General features: G+C 62.8%; 19 protein-coding genes. 9 read left to right on the top strand and 10 right to left on the bottom strand.

The features are described from left to right. Positions 1-13: 13 nt before the first annotated feature. From RTH74_RS04095 to gatC, 4 genes are all read right to left on the bottom strand, one after another. Positions 14-436, bottom strand: coding sequence for a septal ring lytic transglycosylase RlpA family protein (locus tag RTH74_RS04095; protein ID WP_125880057.1), 423 nt, complete (start codon positions 434-436; stop codon positions 14-16). Positions 437-509: 73 nt separating this feature from the next. Next, a complete protein-coding gene (gatB, locus tag RTH74_RS04090) occupies positions 510-1,958 on the bottom strand; it encodes an Asp-tRNA(Asn)/Glu-tRNA(Gln) amidotransferase subunit GatB (protein ID WP_316913819.1) in 1,449 nt (482 codons plus the stop codon). Positions 1,959-1,969: 11 nt separating this feature from the next. Next, entirely contained in the window at positions 1,970-3,421 is a 1,452-nt protein-coding gene (gatA, locus tag RTH74_RS04085) for an Asp-tRNA(Asn)/Glu-tRNA(Gln) amidotransferase subunit GatA (protein WP_316913818.1), read from the bottom strand. Positions 3,422-3,437: 16 nt separating this feature from the next. Next, positions 3,438-3,725, bottom strand: coding sequence for an Asp-tRNA(Asn)/Glu-tRNA(Gln) amidotransferase subunit GatC (gene gatC / locus RTH74_RS04080; RefSeq protein WP_021488054.1), 288 nt, complete (start codon positions 3,723-3,725; stop codon positions 3,438-3,440). Between the two features lie 239 nt (positions 3,726-3,964). Here gatC and mreB point away from each other — a divergent pair, with 239 nt between their 5' ends. From mreB to tldD, 8 genes are all read left to right on the top strand, one after another. Further along, positions 3,965-5,002 carry a rod shape-determining protein MreB gene (mreB, locus tag RTH74_RS04075; RefSeq protein ID WP_013714086.1) on the top strand — a complete coding sequence of 346 codons (1,038 nt, stop codon included), beginning with the start codon at positions 3,965-3,967 and terminating at the stop codon, positions 5,000-5,002. Positions 5,003-5,154: 152 nt separating this feature from the next. Then, a complete protein-coding gene (gene mreC / locus RTH74_RS04070) occupies positions 5,155-6,144 on the top strand; it encodes a rod shape-determining protein MreC (RefSeq protein ID WP_279432776.1) in 990 nt (329 codons plus the stop codon). Next, positions 6,144-6,632, top strand: a complete 489-nt coding sequence (mreD, locus tag RTH74_RS04065; RefSeq protein ID WP_099522498.1) for a rod shape-determining protein MreD — start codon at positions 6,144-6,146, stop codon at positions 6,630-6,632. The genes mreC and mreD overlap by 1 nt, the downstream gene beginning before the upstream one ends. 49 nt (positions 6,633-6,681) lie before the next feature. After that, positions 6,682-7,284 carry a Maf family protein gene (locus RTH74_RS04060; protein WP_316913817.1) on the top strand — a complete coding sequence of 201 codons (603 nt, stop codon included), beginning with the start codon at positions 6,682-6,684 and terminating at the stop codon, positions 7,282-7,284. A gap of 104 nt (positions 7,285-7,388) precedes the next feature. Next, entirely contained in the window at positions 7,389-8,846 is a 1,458-nt protein-coding gene (rng, locus tag RTH74_RS04055; protein ID WP_099522496.1) for a ribonuclease G, read from the top strand. A gap of 17 nt (positions 8,847-8,863) precedes the next feature. After that, positions 8,864-12,685, top strand: coding sequence for a YhdP family protein (locus RTH74_RS04050; RefSeq protein ID WP_316913816.1), 3,822 nt, complete (start codon positions 8,864-8,866; stop codon positions 12,683-12,685). Positions 12,686-12,734: 49 nt separating this feature from the next. Further along, on the top strand, positions 12,735-13,583 hold the full coding sequence (locus RTH74_RS04045; RefSeq protein WP_316913815.1) for a carbon-nitrogen hydrolase family protein: 849 nt from the start codon (positions 12,735-12,737) through the stop codon (positions 13,581-13,583). Between the two features lie 2 nt (positions 13,584-13,585). Then, positions 13,586-15,028 (top strand): metalloprotease TldD, encoded by a 1,443-nt coding sequence (gene tldD / locus RTH74_RS04040; RefSeq protein ID WP_316913814.1) that lies wholly within the window; start codon positions 13,586-13,588, stop codon positions 15,026-15,028. A gap of 12 nt (positions 15,029-15,040) precedes the next feature. Here the strand turns inward: tldD and yjgA are convergent, their stop codons facing one another. After that, a complete protein-coding gene (gene yjgA, locus RTH74_RS04035; RefSeq protein WP_316913813.1) occupies positions 15,041-15,559 on the bottom strand; it encodes a ribosome biogenesis factor YjgA in 519 nt (172 codons plus the stop codon). Between the two features lie 129 nt (positions 15,560-15,688). Between yjgA and pmbA the strand changes: the two genes are divergently transcribed. Then, complete coding sequence (gene pmbA, locus RTH74_RS04030; protein WP_316913812.1) at positions 15,689-17,035, top strand: metalloprotease PmbA; 1,347 nt, start codon at positions 15,689-15,691, stop codon at positions 17,033-17,035. A gap of 57 nt (positions 17,036-17,092) precedes the next feature. Here pmbA and RTH74_RS04025 read toward each other — a convergent pair whose 3' ends face one another. The 5 genes from RTH74_RS04025 to RTH74_RS04005 form a co-directional block, all read right to left on the bottom strand. Continuing rightward, positions 17,093-17,365 (bottom strand): HPr family phosphocarrier protein, encoded by a 273-nt coding sequence (locus RTH74_RS04025; protein ID WP_099522491.1) that lies wholly within the window; start codon positions 17,363-17,365, stop codon positions 17,093-17,095. Positions 17,366-17,379: 14 nt separating this feature from the next. Next, positions 17,380-18,237: an RNase adapter RapZ gene (gene rapZ, locus RTH74_RS04020; protein ID WP_017678919.1), complete on the bottom strand. Its 858-nt coding sequence runs from the start codon at positions 18,235-18,237 to the stop codon at positions 17,380-17,382. Positions 18,238-18,239: 2 nt separating this feature from the next. Next, positions 18,240-18,704, bottom strand: coding sequence for a PTS IIA-like nitrogen regulatory protein PtsN (gene ptsN / locus RTH74_RS04015; protein WP_099522490.1), 465 nt, complete (start codon positions 18,702-18,704; stop codon positions 18,240-18,242). 12 nt (positions 18,705-18,716) lie between these two features. Continuing rightward, a complete protein-coding gene (gene hpf / locus RTH74_RS04010; protein ID WP_003459233.1) occupies positions 18,717-19,025 on the bottom strand; it encodes a ribosome hibernation-promoting factor, HPF/YfiA family in 309 nt (102 codons plus the stop codon). A 99-nt stretch (positions 19,026-19,124) separates the two neighbouring features. Next, positions 19,125-20,618 carry an RNA polymerase factor sigma-54 gene (locus RTH74_RS04005; protein WP_316913811.1) on the bottom strand — a complete coding sequence of 498 codons (1,494 nt, stop codon included), beginning with the start codon at positions 20,616-20,618 and terminating at the stop codon, positions 19,125-19,127. Positions 20,619-20,679: the final 61 nt, after the last annotated feature.

Below are 20,679 nucleotides of genomic sequence, written 5' to 3'. Positions count from 1 at the left end.
TGCCAATTGTTCCTCAGTCCAGTGCTTCGACCCTGACCGGCACCACGCCTGCGCGCAGCATATCGAGGCGCACGGCAGCAGCGCGGGAAACGTCGATGACGCGACCGCGCACGAAGGGCCCGCGGTCGTTGATGCGCAACACCACGCTGCGCTCGTTGTTCAGGTTGGTCACCCGTACCCGCGTGCCGAAGGGCAGGGTGCGATGCGCGGCGGTCAGCGCGTTCTGATCGAAACGTTCGCCGCTGGCGGTGCGCTGGCCGTGGTGGCGGTCACCGTAATAGGAGGCTTTGCCGGTTTCGCTGCTGCCTGAGCCGCCGCCGAAGGTGGAGCAGCCGCCGAGCAGGGCGAGTGCCCCGAGCAGGGCAAGGGGCTGTAGCCTGGATAAAATCCGGGGCAGTGAAGGTTCCCGGATTGCATCCGGGCTACGGATCATCATGTTCATGGACTCCATAAAAAAACGCCGGGCGAGCCCGGCGTCGTTGCAGCTAGCGTAAGCGAGCCGGTCCGGCTCAGCCTTCGAGCTTCTTCTTCAACAGTTCGTTCACTTGCCCCGGGTTGGCCTTGCCCTTGGAGGCTTTCATGGCCTGACCGACGAAGAAGCCGAACATCTTGCCGCGCTTGGCTTCGTCGCTGGCGCGGTACTGCTCGACCTGTTCGGCGTTGGCGGCCAGCACTTCGTCGAGCATCTTCTCGATGGCGCCGGAATCGGTGACCTGCTTGAGGCCCTTCTTCTCGATCACTTCATCAGCCGTTGCGCCTTCACCGGCAGCCAGGGCTTCGAAGACCATCTTGGCGATCTTGCCGCTGATGGTGTTGTCCTTGATGCGCAGGATCATGCCGCCCAGTTGCTCGGCGGAAACCGGCGACTGGTCGATCTCCAGGTTGTCCTTGTTGAGCAGGCTGGACAGCTCGCCCATCACCCAGTTGGCGGCCAGTTTGGCATCGCCACAGGTCTTGGCGACCACTTCGAAGTAGTCGGCCAGCTCGCGACTGGCGCTCAATACACTGGCATCGTAGGCCGATAGCGCGTACTGGTCCTCGAAACGCTCGCGCTTCTGCGGCGGCAGCTCGGGCAGGGCCGCGCGCAGTTCGTCGAGGAAGCTGCGTTCGATGACCACCGGCAGCAGGTCCGGGCAGGGGAAGTAACGGTAGTCGTTGGCCTCTTCCTTGCTGCGCATGGAGCGGGTCTGATCCTTGTTCGGATCGTACAGGCGGGTTTCCTGCACCACCTTGCCGCCGTCCTCGATCAGCTCGATCTGACGCTGAACTTCGTGGTTGATGGCTTTCTCGATGAAGCGGAACGAGTTGACGTTCTTGATCTCGGCGCGGGTGCCGAACTCGGCCTGGCCCTTGGGGCGTACCGACACGTTGCAGTCGCAGCGCAGCGAGCCTTCGGCCATGTTGCCGTCGCAGATACCCAGATAGCGCACCAGGGCGTGGATGGCTTTCACGTAGGCGACCGCTTCCTTGGCCGAACGGATGTCCGGCTCGGAGACGATTTCCAGCAACGGCGTGCCGGCGCGGTTCAGGTCGATGCCGCTCATGCCCTGGAAGTCTTCGTGCAGGCTCTTGCCGGCGTCTTCTTCCAGGTGCGCACGGGTGATGCCGATGCGCTTGACGGTGCCGTCTTCCAGGGCGATGTCGAGGAAACCCTTGCCGACGATGGGGTGATCCATCTGGCTGGTCTGGTAGCCCTTGGGCAGGTCCGGGTAGAAGTAGTTCTTGCGCGCGAAGATATTACGCTCGGCGATCTCGGCATCGATGGCCAGGCCGAACTGGCAGGCCATGCGCACGGCTTCGGCGTTGAGCACCGGCAGGGTGCCGGGCATGCCGAGGTCGACCAGGCTGGCCTGGGTGTTGGGCTCAGCGCCAAAGGTGGTGGCGCTGGCCGAGAAAATCTTCGATTGGGTGCTGAGCTGAGCGTGAATCTCGAGCCCGATGACTGTTTCCCACTGCATCTTTATCGTCCTCAGAAGCCGCTCGGTGCTTGTTTGTGCCAGTCGCTGACCTGCTGGTACTGGTGTGCGACATTGAGCAGACGGCCTTCCTGGAAGTAGTTGCCGAGCAACTGCACGCCTACTGGCAGACCATCGACGAAGCCGGCCGGCATCGACATGCCGGGAATGCCGGCCAGGTTGGCGGTGATGGTGTAGATGTCTTCCAGATAGGCGGACACCGGCTCGGCGTTCTTCTCGCCGAGTTTCCAGGCCAGGTTCGGCGTGGTCGGACCAAGGATCACGTCGACCTCCTTGAAGGCCGCGACGAAGTCGTTCTTGATCAACCGGCGGATCTGCTGGGCCTTGATGTAGTAGGCATCGTAGTAACCGGCGGACAGCGCATAGGTGCCAACCATGATGCGGCGCTTCACTTCGGCGCCGAAGCCTTCCTCACGCGAGCGCTTGTACAGGTCCTGCAGGTCTTTGGGGTTTTCGCAGCGATAGCCGAAGCGCACGCCGTCGAACCGCGACAGGTTGGAGCTGGCTTCTGCTGGCGCGATCACGTAGTAGGCCGGGATCGCGTGCTGCATGTTCGGCAGGCTAATGTCCTTGACGGTGGCGCCGAGCTTTTTCAGCTCCTCGACCACAGCCATCACCTTCTCACCGATGCGCGCATCGAGGCCTGCGCCGAAGTATTCCTTGGGCAGGCCGATGCGCAGGCCGGCCAGCGGCTGGGCCAGCGCCGCCAGGTAGTCATCGACCGGCTGATCGACGCTGGTGGAGTCCTTGGCATCGAAGCCGGCCATGGCGCCGAGCAGCAGGGCACAGTCCTCGGCGGTGCGAGCCAGCGGGCCACCCTGATCGAGGCTGGAAGCATAGGCGATCATGCCCCAGCGCGAGACGCGGCCGTAGGTCGGTTTGATGCCGGTAAGGTTGGTCAGCGCGGCTGGCTGGCGAATCGAGCCGCCAGTGTCGGTGCCGGTAGCGGCTGGCAGCAGGCGCGCGGCAACGGCGGCTGCCGAACCACCCGAGGAGCCGCCCGGTACGCGGCTGGTATCCCAGGGGTTCTTCACCGGGCCGTAGTGGCTGGATTCGTTGGCTGAGCCCATGGCGAACTCATCCATGTTCAGCTTGCCCAGGGTGACAGTGCCGGCGGCGGCCAGCTTCTCGACCACGGTGGCGTCATAGGGCGCCTTGAAGCCGGTGAGAATTTTCGAACCGCAGGAGGTCAGCACGCCGTTGGTGCAGAACAGATCCTTGTGCGCGATCGGCGCGCCGAGCAGTAGACCGTTTTCACCGGCGGCGCGGCGGGCGTCAGCGGCCTTGGCCTGTTCGATGGCCAGATCTTCGGTGACGGTGATGAAGCTGTTGAGCTGCGGGTCGAGTTGCGCGATGCGCGCCAGCAAGCTGCGGCTCAGCTCTTCGGCGGAGAATTGCTTGGCGGCGAGGCCTTGGGCAATCTCGGCGAGGGTCAGTTGATGCATGGGAACCCTTTTCCTTTTATTCGATGACTTTCGGCACGAGGTACAGACCGCTTTCCACGGCCGGAGCGATGGCCTGGTAGGCGTCGCGCTGGTTGCTCTCGGTGACCACGTCGGCACGCAGGCGCTGGGTGGCTTCCAGCGGGTGGGCCAAGGGTTCGATACCCTGGGTGTCGACCGCCTGCATCTGGTCGATCAGGCCGAGAATGCTGTTCAGGGTCTCGGTGGTTTGCGGAATATCGCCTTCGTTCAGACCCAGGCGGGCCAGGTGGGCGATTTTTTCCACCTCGGAGCGTTCAAGCGCCATCGGGGGTTCTCCAGTGGAAGTGTGACAGAGAGGGCATCGGTAAGCGGCTGCAGGGAACGGATGTCGCGAGCCAGCAGTCAAAGGCCGCGATGTGCAGCCACAAGGCCCGGAAAAACAGGCAATCTACCATATTGCCGCCTTGCTCAAAATCCCTGCCGTTGTTAGAGTTTGCCGCACTTTTTACCTGCGCGTTTTCCGCGCCTGGCCTTCACCCACGCGTTGCCTAGGGTCCCTTCCTAATGTTCAAGAAACTGCGTGGCATGTTTTCCAGCGATCTGTCGATCGACCTGGGCACTGCCAATACCCTTATTTATGTGCGCGAGCGCGGTATCGTCCTGAATGAGCCGTCCGTGGTCGCCATTCGTACCCACGGCAACCAGAAGAGCGTCGTGGCTGTCGGCACCGAGGCCAAGCGTATGCTCGGCCGTACACCGGGCAACATCTCCGCGATTCGCCCTATGAAGGATGGCGTGATCGCCGACTTCAGCGTCTGCGAGAAGATGCTGCAGTACTTCATCAACAAGGTTCACGAGAACAGCTTTCTGCAGCCCTCTCCACGCGTGCTGATCTGCGTGCCGTGCAAATCTACCCAGGTCGAGCGTCGCGCCATTCGTGAATCGGCTCTGGGCGCCGGTGCCCGCGAAGTGTTCCTGATCGAAGAGCCGATGGCAGCTGCCATCGGTGCCGGCTTGCCGGTCGAAGAGGCGCGCGGTTCGATGGTCGTCGATATCGGTGGTGGTACCACCGAGATCGCCCTGATTTCCCTGAACGGTGTGGTCTATGCCGAGTCCGTGCGTGTCGGTGGCGACCGCTTTGACGAAGCCATCATCACCTACGTGCGCCGCAACTACGGCTCGCTGATCGGTGAAGGCACTGCCGAGCGTATCAAGCAGGAAATCGGCACCGCCTACCCGGGCGGCGAGATTCGTGAAGTCGACGTACGCGGCCGTAACCTGGCCGAGGGCGTACCGCGCAGCTTTACCCTGAACTCCAACGAAGTCCTCGAAGCGCTGCAGGAATCCCTGGCGACCATCGTTCAGGCGGTCAAGAGTGCGCTGGAGCAATCGCCGCCCGAGCTGGCCTCGGACATCGCCGAGCGCGGCCTGGTGCTGACCGGCGGTGGCGCGCTGCTGCGTGACCTGGACAAGCTGCTGAGCCAGGAAACCGGTCTGCCGGTAATCGTCGCCGAAGACCCGCTGACCTGCGTCGCCCGCGGCGGCGGCAAGGCCCTTGAAATGATGGATCGCCATGCCATGGACCTGCTCTCTACCGAGTGAGTCCCACGGCTGTGGACGCTTGTCGTGCCGCCTCCGGGCGGCACGCGCATATTCGAGCATTGCAGTACACTCGGCCCAACCTTCGCCAGACCGGTTCGTCCTTCGCATGAATTCGCGCGCTTTTCGCCCTCGTGGCGCACAAGGAGCTGCTCATTAAGCCGCTCTTCGCCAAAGGTCCCTCGCTGGGCATTCGCATGCTGGTATTTGCCGTCCTGTCGGCAGTGCTGATGGTGGTCGATGCCCGCTTCGATGCGCTCAAACCTGTGCGTAGCATGATGGGTATGGTGCTGACGCCTTTGTACGAGTTGGCCGAAATGCCCGTGCGGGCCTGGGAAGGCGCGACCCAGCAAATCTCTTCGCGCAGCGAACTGATGGCCGAAAACGAAAAGCTCAAGGCCGAAGCCCTGTTACTGCAACGCCGCCTGCAGAAGCTGGCGACCCTCACCGAGCAGAACGTGCGCCTGCGCGAGCTGCTCAACTCCGCCGCGCTGGTGGACGAGGAGGTGCTGGTCAGCGAGCTGATCGGCGTCGACCCCAACCCCTACACGCACCGCATCCTGATCGACAAGGGTGAGAAGGACTGCGTCGACGAGAGCAAGAAAAACTGCGTGTTCCTCGGTCAGCCGGTGCTCGATGCCCGTGGTCTGATGGGGCAGGTGGTGGAAGTCATGCCCTATACCTCGCGCGTACTGCTGCTTACCGACAACACCCACAGCATTCCGGTGCAGGTCAACCGTAACGGCCTGCGTGCCATCGCTGTCGGCACCGGCAACCCGGAGAGCCTCGAACTGCGTCACGTCGCCGATACCGCCGATATCAAGGAAGGCGATCTGCTGGTCAGCTCCGGCATGGGCCAGCGTTTTCCCGCCGGCTATCCGGTCGCCACGGTCAAGGAAGTCATCCACGACTCCGGCCAACCATTCGCCATCGTTCGCGCCACGCCGACCGCGGCGCTCAATCGCAGCCGTTACCTGCTGCTGGTGTTCTCCGACCGTCGCAGTCCCGAGCAGCGTGCCACCGATTCGGCCCAGGCTCAGGAGGCCGCCGACCGCGAGGCTGAACAGGAACGTACCCAAGGTGAGCAGGCGCCAGAGTCGAGCGTCGCTCCGGCCGCGGACACGCCCGCACAGGAGGCGAACTGATGGTCGGTGTAAGGTCCCGTAATGGCTGGGTGATCTGGCTGACCCTGGCCTTCGCGCTGCTGCTCAGCGTGGCGCCGATGCTCGAGTTCATGCAGGTCGGCCGTCCGCTGTGTGTCGCCTTGATTCTCACCTACTGGGTGCTGGCGCTGCCGCACCGGGTTGGCCTGACCACTGCCTGGGTGCTTGGTTTGGCGCAGGATGTGCTGCTCGGCACGCTGCTTGGGCAAAACGCGTTGATCCTCACCCTGATCACCTTCCTGGTGCTGAGCCTGCATCAGCGCCTGCGCATGTTTCCCATGTGGCAGCAGAGCATGGTGCTGATGGTGGTGTTCGGTCTCGCCCAGTTGGTTCAACTGTGGCTCAACGCCCTGACCGGCAGCCGTCCGCCAACCTTGGCCTTCGTCCTGCCAGCACTGGTCAGCGCCCTGCTGTGGCCCTGGATCTGCGTCATCCTGCGTGGATTGCACCTGCGCCTCAACGTCAACTGAACTCGGCCTGCTGTACGGCTGGCCGCGGTTCGCCAAGGGAGATACCCGCATGGCCGAGCTGTTTCTGGCCTCCGCCTCGCCCCGTCGCCGTGAATTGCTGGCCCAGATCGCTGTGCCTTGCGTCACGCAAATCGCCTCGATAGATGAAAATCCATTGCCAGCCGAGCCGGCGGCAGCCTATGTAGAGCGTTTGGCGCGTGAGAAAGCGCGCGCCGGTCTGCTCGCCTTGGGCGGGCGCAAGGATGTCGTGGTGTTGGGCGCCGATACCGCTGTGGTGCTCGATGGACGCATTCTGGGTAAACCAGCGGATTTCGCCGAGTCACGTGCGATGCTGCAGGCCCTGTCGGGGCGTAGCCATCAGGTGATGACGGCCGTGGCGCTGGTCGGTGGCGATCGTGAGGCGGCGCGAGTGGTCAGCAGTGAGGTGAGCTTTCGTCCTATCAGCGAGGCGGAAATCGAAGCGTACTGGGCCAGCGGCGAGCCATGTGACAAAGCGGGAAGTTATGGTATCCAGGGGTTGGCGGCCGTGTTCGTCAACCGATTGCAGGGCAGCTATTCAGCAGTGGTCGGTCTGCCGCTGTGCGAAACTGCGGAGCTGCTTGGCGAATTCGGTATTGCCTGCTGGCAGTTGCCGGCGAAAGGGCCGCGCTAAGAACCCAGGCGGTGGCAGCATAGAGTAGTTTTTGGACGTGCCCGAAAGCTTGAGTCCGCGGGGCGGTGCAGTAGCCCGGCCGGCATGATCACCAGGATGGATGCATGAGCGAAGAGATTCTGATCAATATCACGCCGATGGAGTCGCGCGTGGCGGTGGTGGAAAACGGCGTGCTGCAGGAAGTGCACGTCGAGCGTACACAGAAGCGCGGCATCGTCGGCAACATCTACAAGGGCAAAGTGGTGCGCGTGCTGCCTGGCATGCAGGCGGCTTTCGTCGATATTGGCCTGGAGCGTGCGGCCTTCATTCATGCTTCCGAGATTTCCACCCGCGAAGGAGCGGCGGTGGAGCCGATCAGCGCCCTGGTTCACGAAGGGCAGAGCCTGGTGGTGCAAGTCACCAAGGACCCCATCGGCAGCAAGGGCGCGCGCCTGACCACGCAGTTGTCCATCCCTTCGCGCTATCTGGTGTACATGCCACGCACCAGTCATGTCGGTATTTCCCTGAAGATCGAAGATGAGGCCGAGCGTGAGCGCCTCAAGCAGGTGGTCGCCGATTGCGTCGCCGCCGAAGGCATCGAGGAGGCCGGCGGCTTCATCCTGCGCACCGCAGCCGAGGGTGCTGGCGCTGATGAAATTCTGATCGACATCCGTTATTTGCGTCGCCTCTGGGATCAGATAGGCGCGCAGATCCAGAATGCCAAGGCGCCTGTGGTGATCTACGAAGACCTGTCCCTGGCGCTGCGTACCTTGCGTGACCTGGTCAGCCCGCGTACCGAGAAGATTCGAGTGGACTCGCGGGAAACCTTCCAGAAAATCACCCAGTTCGTTGCCGAGCTGATGCCGGAGATTGCCGACCGCCTCGAACATTACCCCGGCGAGCGGCCGATCTTCGATCTGTACGGTGTCGAGGATGAAATCCAGCGCGCACTGGAGCGCAAGGTGCCGCTGAAGTCCGGCGGCTATCTGGTGGTCGACCCTGCCGAGGCGATGAGCACCATCGACGTCAACACTGGCGCCTTCGTCGGCCATCGCACGCTCGAGGAAACCATCTTCAAGACCAACCTCGAGGCCGCTACCGCGATTGCCCGTCAGCTACGCCTGCGCAACCTGGGCGGCATCATCATCATCGACTTCATCGACATGGAAGATGAAGAGCATCAGCGCCAGGTGCTGCGCACCCTGGAAAAGCAGCTCGAGCGTGATCACGCCAAGACCAACATCATCGGCATCACCGAACTCGGCCTGGTGCAGATGACCCGCAAGCGCACGCGCGAAAGTCTCGAGCAGATTCTCTGCGAGCCCTGCAGCGCCTGTCAGGGGCGCGGCAAGTTGAAGACGCCGGAGACCATCTGCTACGAGATTTTCCGCGAGATTCTGCGCGAGGCCCGTGCCTACCAGGCGGAAAGTTACCGAGTGCTGGCCAATCAGAAGGTGGTCGATCGCCTGCTCGATGAAGAGTCGGGCAACGTCGCCGATCTGGAAGCCTTCATCGGACGTACCATCAAGTTCCAGGTGGAAACCATGTATTCCCAGGAACAGTACGACGTGGTGCTGCTCTGAGCGCGGGGACTGCCGAGGTGAGCGCCCTGGCGCGCCTCTTTTCGGCGCTGCTGCGCTGGGGCCTCGGTCTATGCGCCGCTGGTCTGGTGCTGGCGGCGCTGTACGTCAGCCTGGGCCGTGAGCTGGTGCCGTTAGTAGCCGAATATCGGCTCGAGCTGGAAGACCGTGCCACGGCCCAGTTGGGTGTACCGGTGCGCATCGGTCGCCTCGAAGGCCGTTGGCAGGGTTTTGCCCCTGTGCTGGAGGCGCATGATGTGCGTCTGGGTAGCGACGAGGAAGGCTTGAGCCTGGAGCGGGTACAACTGGTGCCGGACGTGGGCGGTAGCCTGCTGGCACGCCAGCCGCGCATCGCCCACCTGCAGTTCGACGGTCTGCAGCTGAACGTACAGCAGAACGCCGAAGGTGGCTGGCAGTTACAAGGGGTGCCGCAGCGCAGCGGTCCCGAGGTGAATGTCGAGCAGCTACTGGAACAGTTGCAAATCGTGCATCGCATCAGTCTGCTCGACAGCCGTGTGGTGGTGCAGCCGCTGGATCAGGAGCCGCTGCTGCTCAGCTACGTCAATCTGAGCCTGCGCTATGGCAACAACACTCAGCGTCTCGACGGCCGCCTGCTGCTGCCTGATGGGCAACCGGTGGCGCTGCGTTTGCGCACGCGCATGCAGCCCGAGAGTTGGCGCGAGGCACAATCCGAGCTTTATCTAAGCCTGCCGCAGAGCGACTGGGCTGCCTGGCTGCCGAAATCGCTGCTCGGTGACTGGCAGTTACAGCGTCTGCAGGCTGGTGGAGAGCTGTGGCTGGAGGGCCATGGCCTGGCCCTGGACAAGGGCGCCTTGCGCCTGCATGCCCCCGAGCTGGTCGGCGGCCAGGCCAAGCATGAAGCGGTGACGCTCAAGGACCTGGCTTTCAATGCCTTCTTCGCTCAAGACAAGCAGGGCGTGCGGGCGCAGATCGACTCCCTGGCCCTGACCAATGGTGAGCAGCGCATCGGCGAATTGCACCTGAACCTGAAGCAAAAGGATGTGGGCGAGGCTGACGAGCGCTGGGCACTGACTGCTGATCGTCTTGATCTTGCGGCCTGGGCGCCGCTGGTGCAGGCGCTGGTGCCGATGCCCGACAAAGCCCGCGATGTCCTGGACGAGCTGGCGCCGGTTGGTGCGATCAACAACCTGCTACTCGATTACTACCCTCGGCGTGAAGGCGCCGAACGCCTGCAGTTCGCCGCCAATCTGGACAAGGTGGGCATTCAGGCCTATCACGGCGCGCCGGCCGCCGAGAACGTCACTGGCAGTGCCTCGGGCAATATGTTCCAGGGCGAGCTGCGCCTGAACAGCGAAAATTTCGCCCTGCACCTGGATCAGCTGTTTCCCAAGCCCTGGCGCTACCGCCATGCTCAGGCCCGGTTGAGTTGGGACTGGAGTGAAACCGGCCTGACCTTGTACAGCCCCTACATGCGTGTGGATGGCGAGGAGGGGCAGGTCGCTGGAGACATGCTGATCCGCCTGTTGCATGACCCCGAGGCCGAGGACTACATGGACCTGCGCGTCGGTATGCGCGACGGCGATGCGTCCTACACTGAGAAGTACCTGCCGAGCCGCGCGCCCGGCATGAGCGCCGAGCTCGATCATTGGCTGAAGACGGCCATCCGTGCGGGCCACGTCGAAGAAGGCTACTTCCAGTATCAGGGCTCGCTGAACAAGGGGGCGCCATTGGGCGCGCGCAGCCTCAGTCTGTTCTTCAAGGTCAGGGATGCCGAGCTGGCCTTCCAGCCCGGTTGGCCTGCGTTGCGCGAGGGCGTGGGTGAGGTGCTGATCGAAGACGATGCAGTGCGCGTGCGCCTGCAGAGCGGGCGCTTGCAGGAAAGCCAGGTCAGCGATGTCGTGGCCAATATTCCGCTGTTGCACGACGGCAAACCACCACGTCTGCAGCTCGACGGCAAGGTGCAGAGCAGCCTGACTGACGCTATCAAACTGTTGCAGGAAGCGCCTCTGGGAACCGCAGAAATCTTTGCCGGTTGGCAAGGTGAAGGGCCTCTGGCTGGCCGTCTGCAGCTGGATATTCCGTTGCAGAAGGGGCAGCCGCCTGGTGTGGTGGTGGACTTCGCCACCGAGGGTGCAAGCCTCAAATTGGCCAATCCCGATCTGCAACTGAGCAAGGTTCAAGGCGCATTTCGCTTCGACAGCGCTGCCGGGCTGAGCGCGCCGGATGTTCGCGCCGAGGTCTTCGGGCGTCAGGTGCGCGGCAAGATCAGCGCCGAGGGCGCGCGTGGGCAGGCACGTACGGTTTTCGACCTGCGTGGACAGGTCCAGGTCGATACCCTCAGCCAGTGGCTGGGCGGGCCGCAGAAGCTGCCAGTCAGCGGACTGCTGCCTTATCGCCTGCGCCTGACCCTGGATGGCGATGACAGCAAGCTGCGTGTCGATTCCAACCTGCGCGGTGTGGCGGTCGATCTACCCGCGCCTTTCGGCAAGACGGCGCAGCAGGAGCGTGATGCCAGTTGGCGCATGACCCTTTCCGGACGCGAGCGCCGTTATTGGGCGGATTACGCTGATCTGGCCAGCTTGAGTCTGGCAGCACCTCCGGGCGCGTTGGCAGACGGCCGAGGCGAAGTGGTGCTCGGCGGCGGTGCTGCAGGGCTGCCTCCTGGTCAGGGCTTGCGTGTGCGTGGGCATCTGGATGAGCTGGACCTGGACGCCTGGAAGCAGCTCGGCAGCAATCATCCGGTCAAGGTGGATGCCGACAGCCAGCGCCTGTTTCGCAGTGCGCGACTGGATATCGGGCGTTTCCGCGGCTTTGGCCAAGAGGTCGAACAGCTGACCCTTGGTCTGGCGCGAGAAGGCCAGGGTTGGGCCTTGCAACTCGACAGCGAGCTGGCGGCCGGACGTGTGCTGTTGGCCGATGCCGAGGGTGTGCCTATACGTATCGATCTGCAGCACGTGCGGTTACCAGCGCCAGATCCTGAGGCGACCAAGGCCAGCGATGCACCTGATCCTCTGGCCGATATCGACCCTCGGCAGATTCCGGCGCTGGATATCGCCATCCAACGCGTGCAGCGCGGTGACAAGGTACTGGGCGCCTGGTCGCTCAAGGTACGCCCGGAAGCGCTGGGCGTGCGTTTCGATGAGCTTGACCTTGACCTGCAGGGGCTGAAAATCGGTGGTAGCGCCGGTTGGCGAGGCACGCCAGGCAACACGCAGAGCTGGTACAAGGGGCGTCTACAGGGCAAGGATCTGGGTGAGGTACTGCAAGCTTGGGGGTATGCGCCTAGCGTGACCAGCGAGAGCTTCCGCCTGGATGCTGATGGCAACTGGCCGGGGTCACCCGCGTGGTTTTCGCTGAAGCGCTTCAGCGGTAACCTCGATCCTTCGCTGCGCAAAGGTCAGTTCGTCGAAGTGCAGGGGTCTGCACAGGCACTACGCGTCTTCGGTGTACTCAACTTCAACTCCATCGGTCGCCGTCTTCGCTTGGACTTCTCCGATTTGCTGGGCAAGGGCCTGAGCTACGATCGGGTCAAAGGCAACCTGCAGGCCACTGATGGTTTACTCGTGACCAATGAGCCGATCACCATGACTGGGCCTTCGAGCAACCTCGAGCTTAATGGCAAGATCGATGTGCGCAACGAACGTATCGACGCCAAGCTGTTGGTGACCCTGCCGGTGACCAACAACCTGCCGCTGGCGGCGTTGATCGTCGGCGCTCCGGCGATTGGTGGGGCGCTGTTCGTGGTGGACAAATTGCTCGGCGACAAGGTCGCCCGCTTTGCCAGTGTGCAGTACGACGTCAAGGGTCCGCTGCAGGACCCGGAGATCAGCTTCGACAAGCCCTTCGAAAAACCGCAATGAGGTTACGTCTTGGCGTAGGCTGTTACATCAAGCCGCATAGAGTGTCGCCATGAATCTCGCCGTAATCCAGATGGTCAGCCAGGACGACGTGCAAACCAATCTGCGCCTGGCTCGTCGCCTGCTGGAGCGTGCCGCCCAGGGTGGTGCGCGCCTTGCCGTGCTGCCAGAGAACTTCGCGGCCATGGGGCGCCGTGACCTGGCTGCCATCGGGCGTGCCGAGGCATTGGGCGAGGGGCCGATACTGCCCTGGTTGAAACGCGCTGCGCGTGACCTCAGTTTATGGATAGTGGCCGGTACCTTGCCGCTGCCCCCGGACGATGATGCCGACGGCAAACCGCGCGCCTGCTCGCTGTTGATCGATGATCAGGGCGAGCGTGCCGCTCGTTACGACAAACTGCATCTGTTCGATGTCGACGTGGCCGACAACCGGGGCCGTTATCGCGAGTCGGATGATTTTGCCCATGGCCAGCGTGTCGTGGTGGCGGATACCCCCGTGGGGCGCTTGGGGCTGACCGTATGCTACGACCTGCGCTTCCCTGAGCTGTTCAGTGCGCTTCGCGAGGCCGGCGCCGAGATGATCAGCGTGCCGGCGGCGTTCACTGCGGTGACTGGTGCGGCGCACTGGCAGGTCTTGACCCGCGCTCGCGCCATCGAAACCCAGTGCTATGTGCTGGCAGCCGGGCAAGGCGGTGAACACCCCGGTCAGCGTTTGACGTTCGGCCATTCGGCAATCATCGACCCATGGGGTCAGGTGCTGGCCGAGCAGGCTCAGGGGGATGGGGCCTTGCTGGCTCCTCGCGATGCCGCCGAGCAGGCGAGCATTCGCCAACGTATGCCGGTGCAGCAGCACCGCCGTTTTTCCTTGTCGGACGTACCGCGTCCGATCGTTGTGGAGTGACCATGAATACGATGTTGCAATCCGTCAGCGAGCATCTGCTTGCACCCGGTAACCTGACTTTCGACAGCCTCAGCAGCGTGCTGGGCGACGTCGCAGGGCCTGGCATCGATGCCGCCGATCTGTACTTTCAAAGCCAGGTCTCGGAAACCTGGGTGCTGGAGGATGGCATCGTCAAGGAAGGCAGTTTCAACCTCGATCAGGGGGTTGGGGTGCGTGCCCAGTCCGGTGAGAAAACCGGCTTCGCCTACAGCAATGCCATCAGCCTCGATGCGCTGACGCAAGCCGCCCAAGCCGCACGTTCGATCTCGCGCGCCGGCCAGCAGGGCCGCGTGCAGGCTTTCGTCAGCCCGCAAGTGACCCAGCTGTATGCCGAGGGCAATCCGCTGGACGTCATGGGCCGCGCCGAGAAGGTCGAGCTGCTGCAGCGTATCGACCGCGCCACGCGTGCGCTCGACCCGCGTATCAAACAGGTTACCGTCAGCCTGGCTGGAGTCTGGGATCGTATTCTGGTGGCGGCGCATGACGGCAGCCTGAGTGCCGATATCCGCCCGCTGGTGCGTTTCAACGTCAGCGTCATCGTCGAGCAGAACGGCCGTCGCGAGCGCGGTGGGCATGGCGGTGGCGGACGCACCGACTACCGCTATTTCCTGGAAGAAGATCGCGCCATGGGTTACGCCCGCGAGGCGCTGCGCCAGGCGCTGGTCAACCTGGAGGCCATCGCTGCGCCTGCCGGTAGCATGCCGGTGGTGATGGGCGCGGGCTGGTCCGGCGTCCTGTTGCATGAAGCGGTCGGCCATGGCCTGGAAGGCGACTTCAACCGCAAAGGCAGCTCGGCCTACAGCGGCCAGGTCGGCCAAAAGGTCGCCTCCAACCTGTGCACCATCGTCGACGACGGCACCCTGGCCGGGCGTCGCGGTTCGCTCAGCGTCGATGACGAAGGCACGCCAACCCAGTGCACCACGCTGATCGAGAACGGTGTGCTCAAGGGCTACATGCAGGACAAGCTCAACGCGCGCCTGATGGGTGTGGCCGCTACCGGAAACGGTCGTCGCGAGTCGTACGCGCACCTGCCGATGCCGCGCATGACCAACACCTACATGCTGGCGGGGGAGAGCGATCCAGAGGAAATCATCCGCTCGGTGAAGAAGGGCATCTACTGCGCCAATCTGGGTGGCGGCCAGGTCGATATCACCAGCGGCAAGTTCGTGTTCTCCACCAGCGAGGCCTACCTGATCGAGGACGGCAAGATCACCGCGCCGGTCAAGGGCGCCACTCTGATTGGCAATGGTCCGGAGGCGATGAGCCGCGTGTCCATGGTCGGCAATGATCTGGCGCTGGACAGCGGCGTCGGCACTTGCGGCAAGGACGGTCAGTCGGTGCCGGTGGGCGTCGGGCAGCCAACGCTGAAGATCGACGCGATCACCGTAGGCGGCACCGGTGCCTGATGCGATGAAGGCTCAACGCAAGCCGCGGTGGATTTCATCGAGCTCGCGGATGTACTTGAACACCTTGCGCGCGGCCGCTGGCGGCTTGTTGCGCGCGGCTTCGTGCTGAGCATGACGAACCAGACCGCGCAGGTGCTGAACATCAGCGTCCGGGTAGAGCTCGACGAAGCTCTCCAGCGCGCTGTCGCCTTCGGCGATCAGGCGGTCGCGCCAGCGTTCGAGAGTGTGGAAGCGCTCATTGTACTCGCGGGTGGAGCTGTCCACCTGGTCGAGCATGGCAACGATCGCGTCGACATCCTGTTCACGCATCAGCTTGCCGATGAACTGGATGTGGCGTTTGCGCGCGGCATTGGCGGTATGTTTCGGCGCTTCGGCGAGGGCGCGGCGTAAGGCATCGGTCAGCGGCATCTTGGCCAGCAGATCCGCCTTGAGCGTGGTCAGTCGCTCGCCAAGGTCCTGCAGGGCATGCAGTTCGCGTTTGACCTGGGATTTGCTCTTCTCCAGGGAGAAGTCGTCGTAGGAATCAGACATGGGGTGGGTCCAGAGGGAAACGCCGCCATGATAGCAGTAACCGTGACTGCCGGCCTGTGGGCGGGGAGTCGAGAGTAGGCCTTGGGTTTCGTATAAAGAGTGCCTGCGCCAAGAGAATCGGGAGTGGTTATGAGTGAAGTAGAACGTATCGGGCCGCAGGCCTTGCCAATGCTGCAAGAGCAGGTCGAGGCCATTCTCGCCGAAGCCAGGCGCCAGGGCGCCAGTGCTTGCGAGGTGGCGGTTTCGGCTGGTCAGGGGCTGTCCACCACGGTGCGTCAGGGTGAGGTGGAGACCGTCGAGTTCAATCGCGACCAGGGTTTCGGCATCACGCTGTACGTAGGCCAGCGCAAGGGCTCGGCCAGCACCTCGGCCACCGGTATCGAGGCCATTCGTGAGACTGTGGCAGCGGCCCTGGCGATTGCCAAACATACCAGCGAGGACGAGTGCTCCGGTCTGGCCGATGCCGCGCTGATGGCGCGCGAGCTGCCCGAGCTGGATCTCTATCATCCCTGGTCGATCACCCCGGAGCAGGCGGTGGAGCAGGCGCTGACCTGTGAGGCCGCGGCTTTCGCGGCAGACAAACGAATTAAGAACGCCGATGGCACCAGCCTCAATACCCACCAGGGCTGCCGTGTGTATGGCAACAGCCACGGTTTCGTCGGCGGTTACGCCAGCACCCGCCACAGCCTCAGCTGCGTGATGATCGCCGAGGGCGATGGGCAGATGCAGCGCGACTACTGGTACGACGTCAATCGTCAGGGTGAACTGCTGGCCGATGCCAAGGGCATCGGCCAGCGCGCCGCCGAGCGCGCGGTCAGCCGTCTTGGTGCGCGCCCGGTACCGACTTGTGAAGTACCGGTGCTGTTCGCTGCCGAATTGGCTGGTGGACTGTTCAGCCACCTGCTGGCGGCAATCTCGGGTGGCAACCTGTATCGCCAGTCCTCGTTCCTCGAAGGCGCCCTCGGTCAGCGCCTGTTCCCCGAGTGGCTGACCCTTGACGAGCGCCCGCATCTGCCGCGTGCGCTGGGTAGCGCGACTTTCGATGGCGATGGCCTGGCCACCTACGCCAAGCCGTTCGTGGAAAAGGGCGAGCTGGTGTCCTACGTGCTGGGTACCTATTCCGGGCGCAAGCTGGGTTTGCCGAGTACTGCAAACTCCGGCGGCGTGCACAATCTCTTCGTCACCCATGGCGATGAGGATCAGCAGGCGCTGATTCGCCGCATGGACCGCGGCCTGCTGGTTACTGAGCTGATGGGCCAGGGGCTGAATCTGGTGACGGGCGATTACTCGCGTGGCGCGGCGGGCTTCTGGGTCGAGAACGGCGAGATCCAGTTCCCGGTGCAGGAGGTAACCATCGCCGGCAATCTGCGCGACATGTTCCGTCAGGTCGTTGCAGTCGGTCGTGACCTCGAACGCCGTGGCAATATCTGTACTGGCTCGGTGCTGATCGAGAAAATGACTGTCGCTGGCAGTTGAGTTGGCAGAAACGACAAGGCCACCTGCGGGTGGCCTTGTCGTTTTTATCAGGAGGGGTTACTCGCCTTCGTCGAAGTAGTTGTCGATCAGCGCGACCAGAGCGTCCAGAGCTGGTTCGTCCTGCTCGCCCTCGGTGTACAGATGCACCGGGGTGCCCTTGCCGGCTGCCAGCATCATCACCGCCATGATGCTCTTGCCGTCTACCAGGCTGTCGGCGCTGCGGCCGATGCGCACCTGGCAGGGGTAGGTGCTTGCCACGCCGACGAACTTCGCTGCGGCGCGGGCATGCAGGCCAAGTTTGTTTATGATGGTGATTTCACGTGCTGGCATCGCGGCAGGATTCCTTAGCTGAGGTCGCGGTGACGCACCTGGACGTTCTTCAGCGAGTCTTTGAGTGCCTGGCTCAGGCGGTTGGCCAGGTACACCGAACGGTGGTGGCCGCCGGTGCAGCCAATGGCGATGGTGACATAGGCGCGGTTGCTGGCGGCGAAGCGTGGTAGCCATTTTTCCAGATAGGCGAGGATGTCTTGATACATCTCTTCGACCTCCGGTTGCGCGGCCAGATAGTCGATCACCGGTTGATCCAGCCCGGAATGGTCGCGCAGCTCAGGTTTCCAGTAAGGATTGGGCAAGCAGCGCGCATCGAACACTAAGTCGGCGTCCACTGGCATGCCACGTTTGAAACCGAAGGATTCGACGAGAAAGGCGGTGCCGGTCTGGGTCTGGCCCAGCAGGCGCAGCTTGAGGGTGTCACGCAACTGATAGAGATTCAGCCGGGTGGTATCGATCTTCAGATCGGCACGATCGGTGATCGGAGCCAGCAGTTGGCTCTCGTAAGCGATGGCCTCGGCCAGCGAGCGGTTGTCGTTGGTCAGCGGGTGGCGTCTGCGGGTTTCGGAAAAACGCTTGAGCAGGGTTTCGTCTTCGGCATCGAGATAGAGCACATCGCAACGGATGTTGCGTTTGCGCACTTCATCGAGCAGCTCCGGGAAGCGCTTGAGCTGGCTCAGCAGGTTGCGCGCATCGATGGAGACGGCCACCTGCGGCAGCAGCATGTCGCTATGCGGCAGGAAGCGCTCGGCAAGATCCGGCAGCAGGCCGGCTGGCAGGTTGTCGATACAGTAGAAACCGTTGTCCTCAAGTACATCGAGGGCGGTGCTCTTGCCCGAGCCCGAGCGACCGCTGACGATGATCAGGCGCATGTTTATTGACCGTTCTGAATGTCCACGACGACCTGAAAGAGATCTTCGCCGCTGTTGGCCTGGCGCAGACGTTCACGTACATCCTGGCGATCGAGCATGCTGGCGATCTGGCGCAGCAGTTCGAGGTGCGCATCGGTTGCCGCCTCCGGCACCAGAAGTACGAACAGCAGATCGACCGGCACGCCGTCGATGGCGTCGAAGTCGACTGCCGTCTCCAGGTGCAGGACTGCACTGATCGGGGCACTGCAGCCAGCCAGGCGGCAGTGGGGAATGGCAATGCCGTTGCCGAAGCCGGTGGAGCCAAGCTTCTCGCGGGCGATAAGGCTTTCGAAGATGTCCTGGGCATCCAGGTCGGGCAGATCGCGTGCAACCAGATTGGCGATCTGTTCGAGCACACGTTTTTTGCTGCCGCCCGGCACGTTCACCAGGGAACGGCCGGGGGTCAGGATATTTTCAAGTCGGATCATGGATAGGGAATGTCAGCGGGCCGTGGCGCCTTGCAGGCGTTCGAGCTGCTTTTCCTTGTGCTTGATGAGTTGACGGTCGAGTTTATCGGCCAACAGGTCGATGGCAGCGTACATGTCCTGATGTTCGGCGTTGGCGACGACTTCGCCGCCGGCGATGTGCAGGGTGGCTTCGATCTTCTGCTTGAGTTTTTCGACCTCCATGGTCACCTGTACGTTGGTGATCTTGTCGAAGTGGCGTTCCAGTCGGCCCAGTTTCTCGCCGATATAGTCACGCAGGGCGTCGGTCACATCCAGCTGATGTCCACTGATGTTGACTTGCATACCGCTTTCTCCTTGTTGCCTTGTGTAAGAGACGGGTCTGGTTCGACCCGCCGCCGGAACACTTTGGCCTGAAGGCTTTAGGCCTTCAGTCAATCTGGCCTACATCAGTCGTTTGCGCTCACTCGAGGGCGCTATGCCGAGGGACTCGCGATACTTGGCGACCGTCCGACGGGCGACTTGGATGCCTTGTGCCTCCAGTAAACCAGCGATCTTGCTGTCGCTCAACGGCTTTTTCGCGTTTTCTGCTGCAACCAGTTTTTTGATGATCGCGCGGATCGCGGTGGACGAGCATTCGCCGCCTTCAGAGGTGCTGACGTGGCTGGAGAAGAAATATTTCAGCTCGTAAATGCCACGCGGGGTGTGCATGAATTTCTGCGTGGTAACGCGTGAAATGGTCGACTCGTGCATACCCACCGCCTCGGCGATGTCATGCAATACCAGAGGCTTCATCGCCTCGTCGCCGTAGTCGAGGAAGCCACGCTGGTGCTCGACGATCTGCGTGGCTACCTTCATCAGCGTTTCGTTGCGGCTCTGCAGGCTCTTGATGAACCAGCGGGCCTCTTGCAACTGGTTGCGCATGAAGGTGTTATCGGCACTGGAATCGGCGCGTTTGACGAAGCCGGCATACTGCGGGTTGACGCGCAGGCGCGGCATCGCCTCCTGATTCAGTTCCACCAGCCAGCGCTCATTGTGCTTGCGCACGATCACGTCGGGCACGACGTATTCCGGCTCGCTGGATTCGATCTGCGAACCCGGACGCGGATTCAGGCGCTGGATCAGGTCGATGGCCTGGCGCAGTTCGTCTTCCTTGAGCTTGGTGCGGCGCATCAGCTGGGCGTAATCGCGGCTGCCGAGCAGTTCCAGATAATCGCCGACCACGCGCTGGGTTTCGCTCAGCCAGGGGGTGTTGGCGGGCAACTGACGCAGTTGCAGGAGCAGGCATTCGCGCAGGTCACGGGCGCCGATACCTGCTGGTTCGAACTGCTGGATGCGGTGCAGCACCACTTCCACTTCATCCAGTTCGACATCCAGTTCGGGGTCGAAGGATTCGGTCACTTCCTCGAGGGTTTCTTCGAGGTAGCCGTCGTTGTTGATGCAGTCGATCAGGGTGGCCGCGATCAGGCGATCCTTGTCCGACATGGGCGCCAGGTTCAGTTGCCAGAGCAGGTGGCTGTGCAGACTTTCGCCGCTGGAGGTGCGAGTGGTGAAGTCCCACTCGTCATCATCGTTGCTGGGCAGGCTGCTGGCGCTGGTCTGGTAGATGTCTTCCCAGGCTGTGTCGACGGGCAGCTCGTTGGGAATACGCTCGCCCCAGTCGCCTTCTTCCAGGTTATCCACCGTCGGGGTGGTTTCCTGGTAGCTCTCTTCCTTGTTCGGGGTCGGAGTGGCGCTTTCGGCGCCATCAGCCATTGGATCGCTGTTGTCGAAGTCGTCGCCTTCTTCCTGGCGCTCGAGCATGGGATTGGACTCCAGCGCCTCCTGGATTTCCTGTTGCAGGTCCAGAGTAGACAGTTGGAGGAGGCGGATAGCCTGTTGCAGCTGCGGGGTCATCGTCAGCTGCTGGCCCATCTTGAGGACTAGCGATGGTTTCATTGCAGACCTTAATTTACTGGCGAGTTACGCCTTCCACATCAGGGCGCCGAAGCGCCGCCAG

Origin of the sequence: Pseudomonas sp. zfem001 (assembly GCF_032621725.1) — a bacterium.
Lineage (GTDB): Bacteria > Pseudomonadota > Gammaproteobacteria > Pseudomonadales > Pseudomonadaceae > Aquipseudomonas > Aquipseudomonas sediminis.
This window is presented reverse-complemented; position numbering and strand designations above follow the sequence as displayed.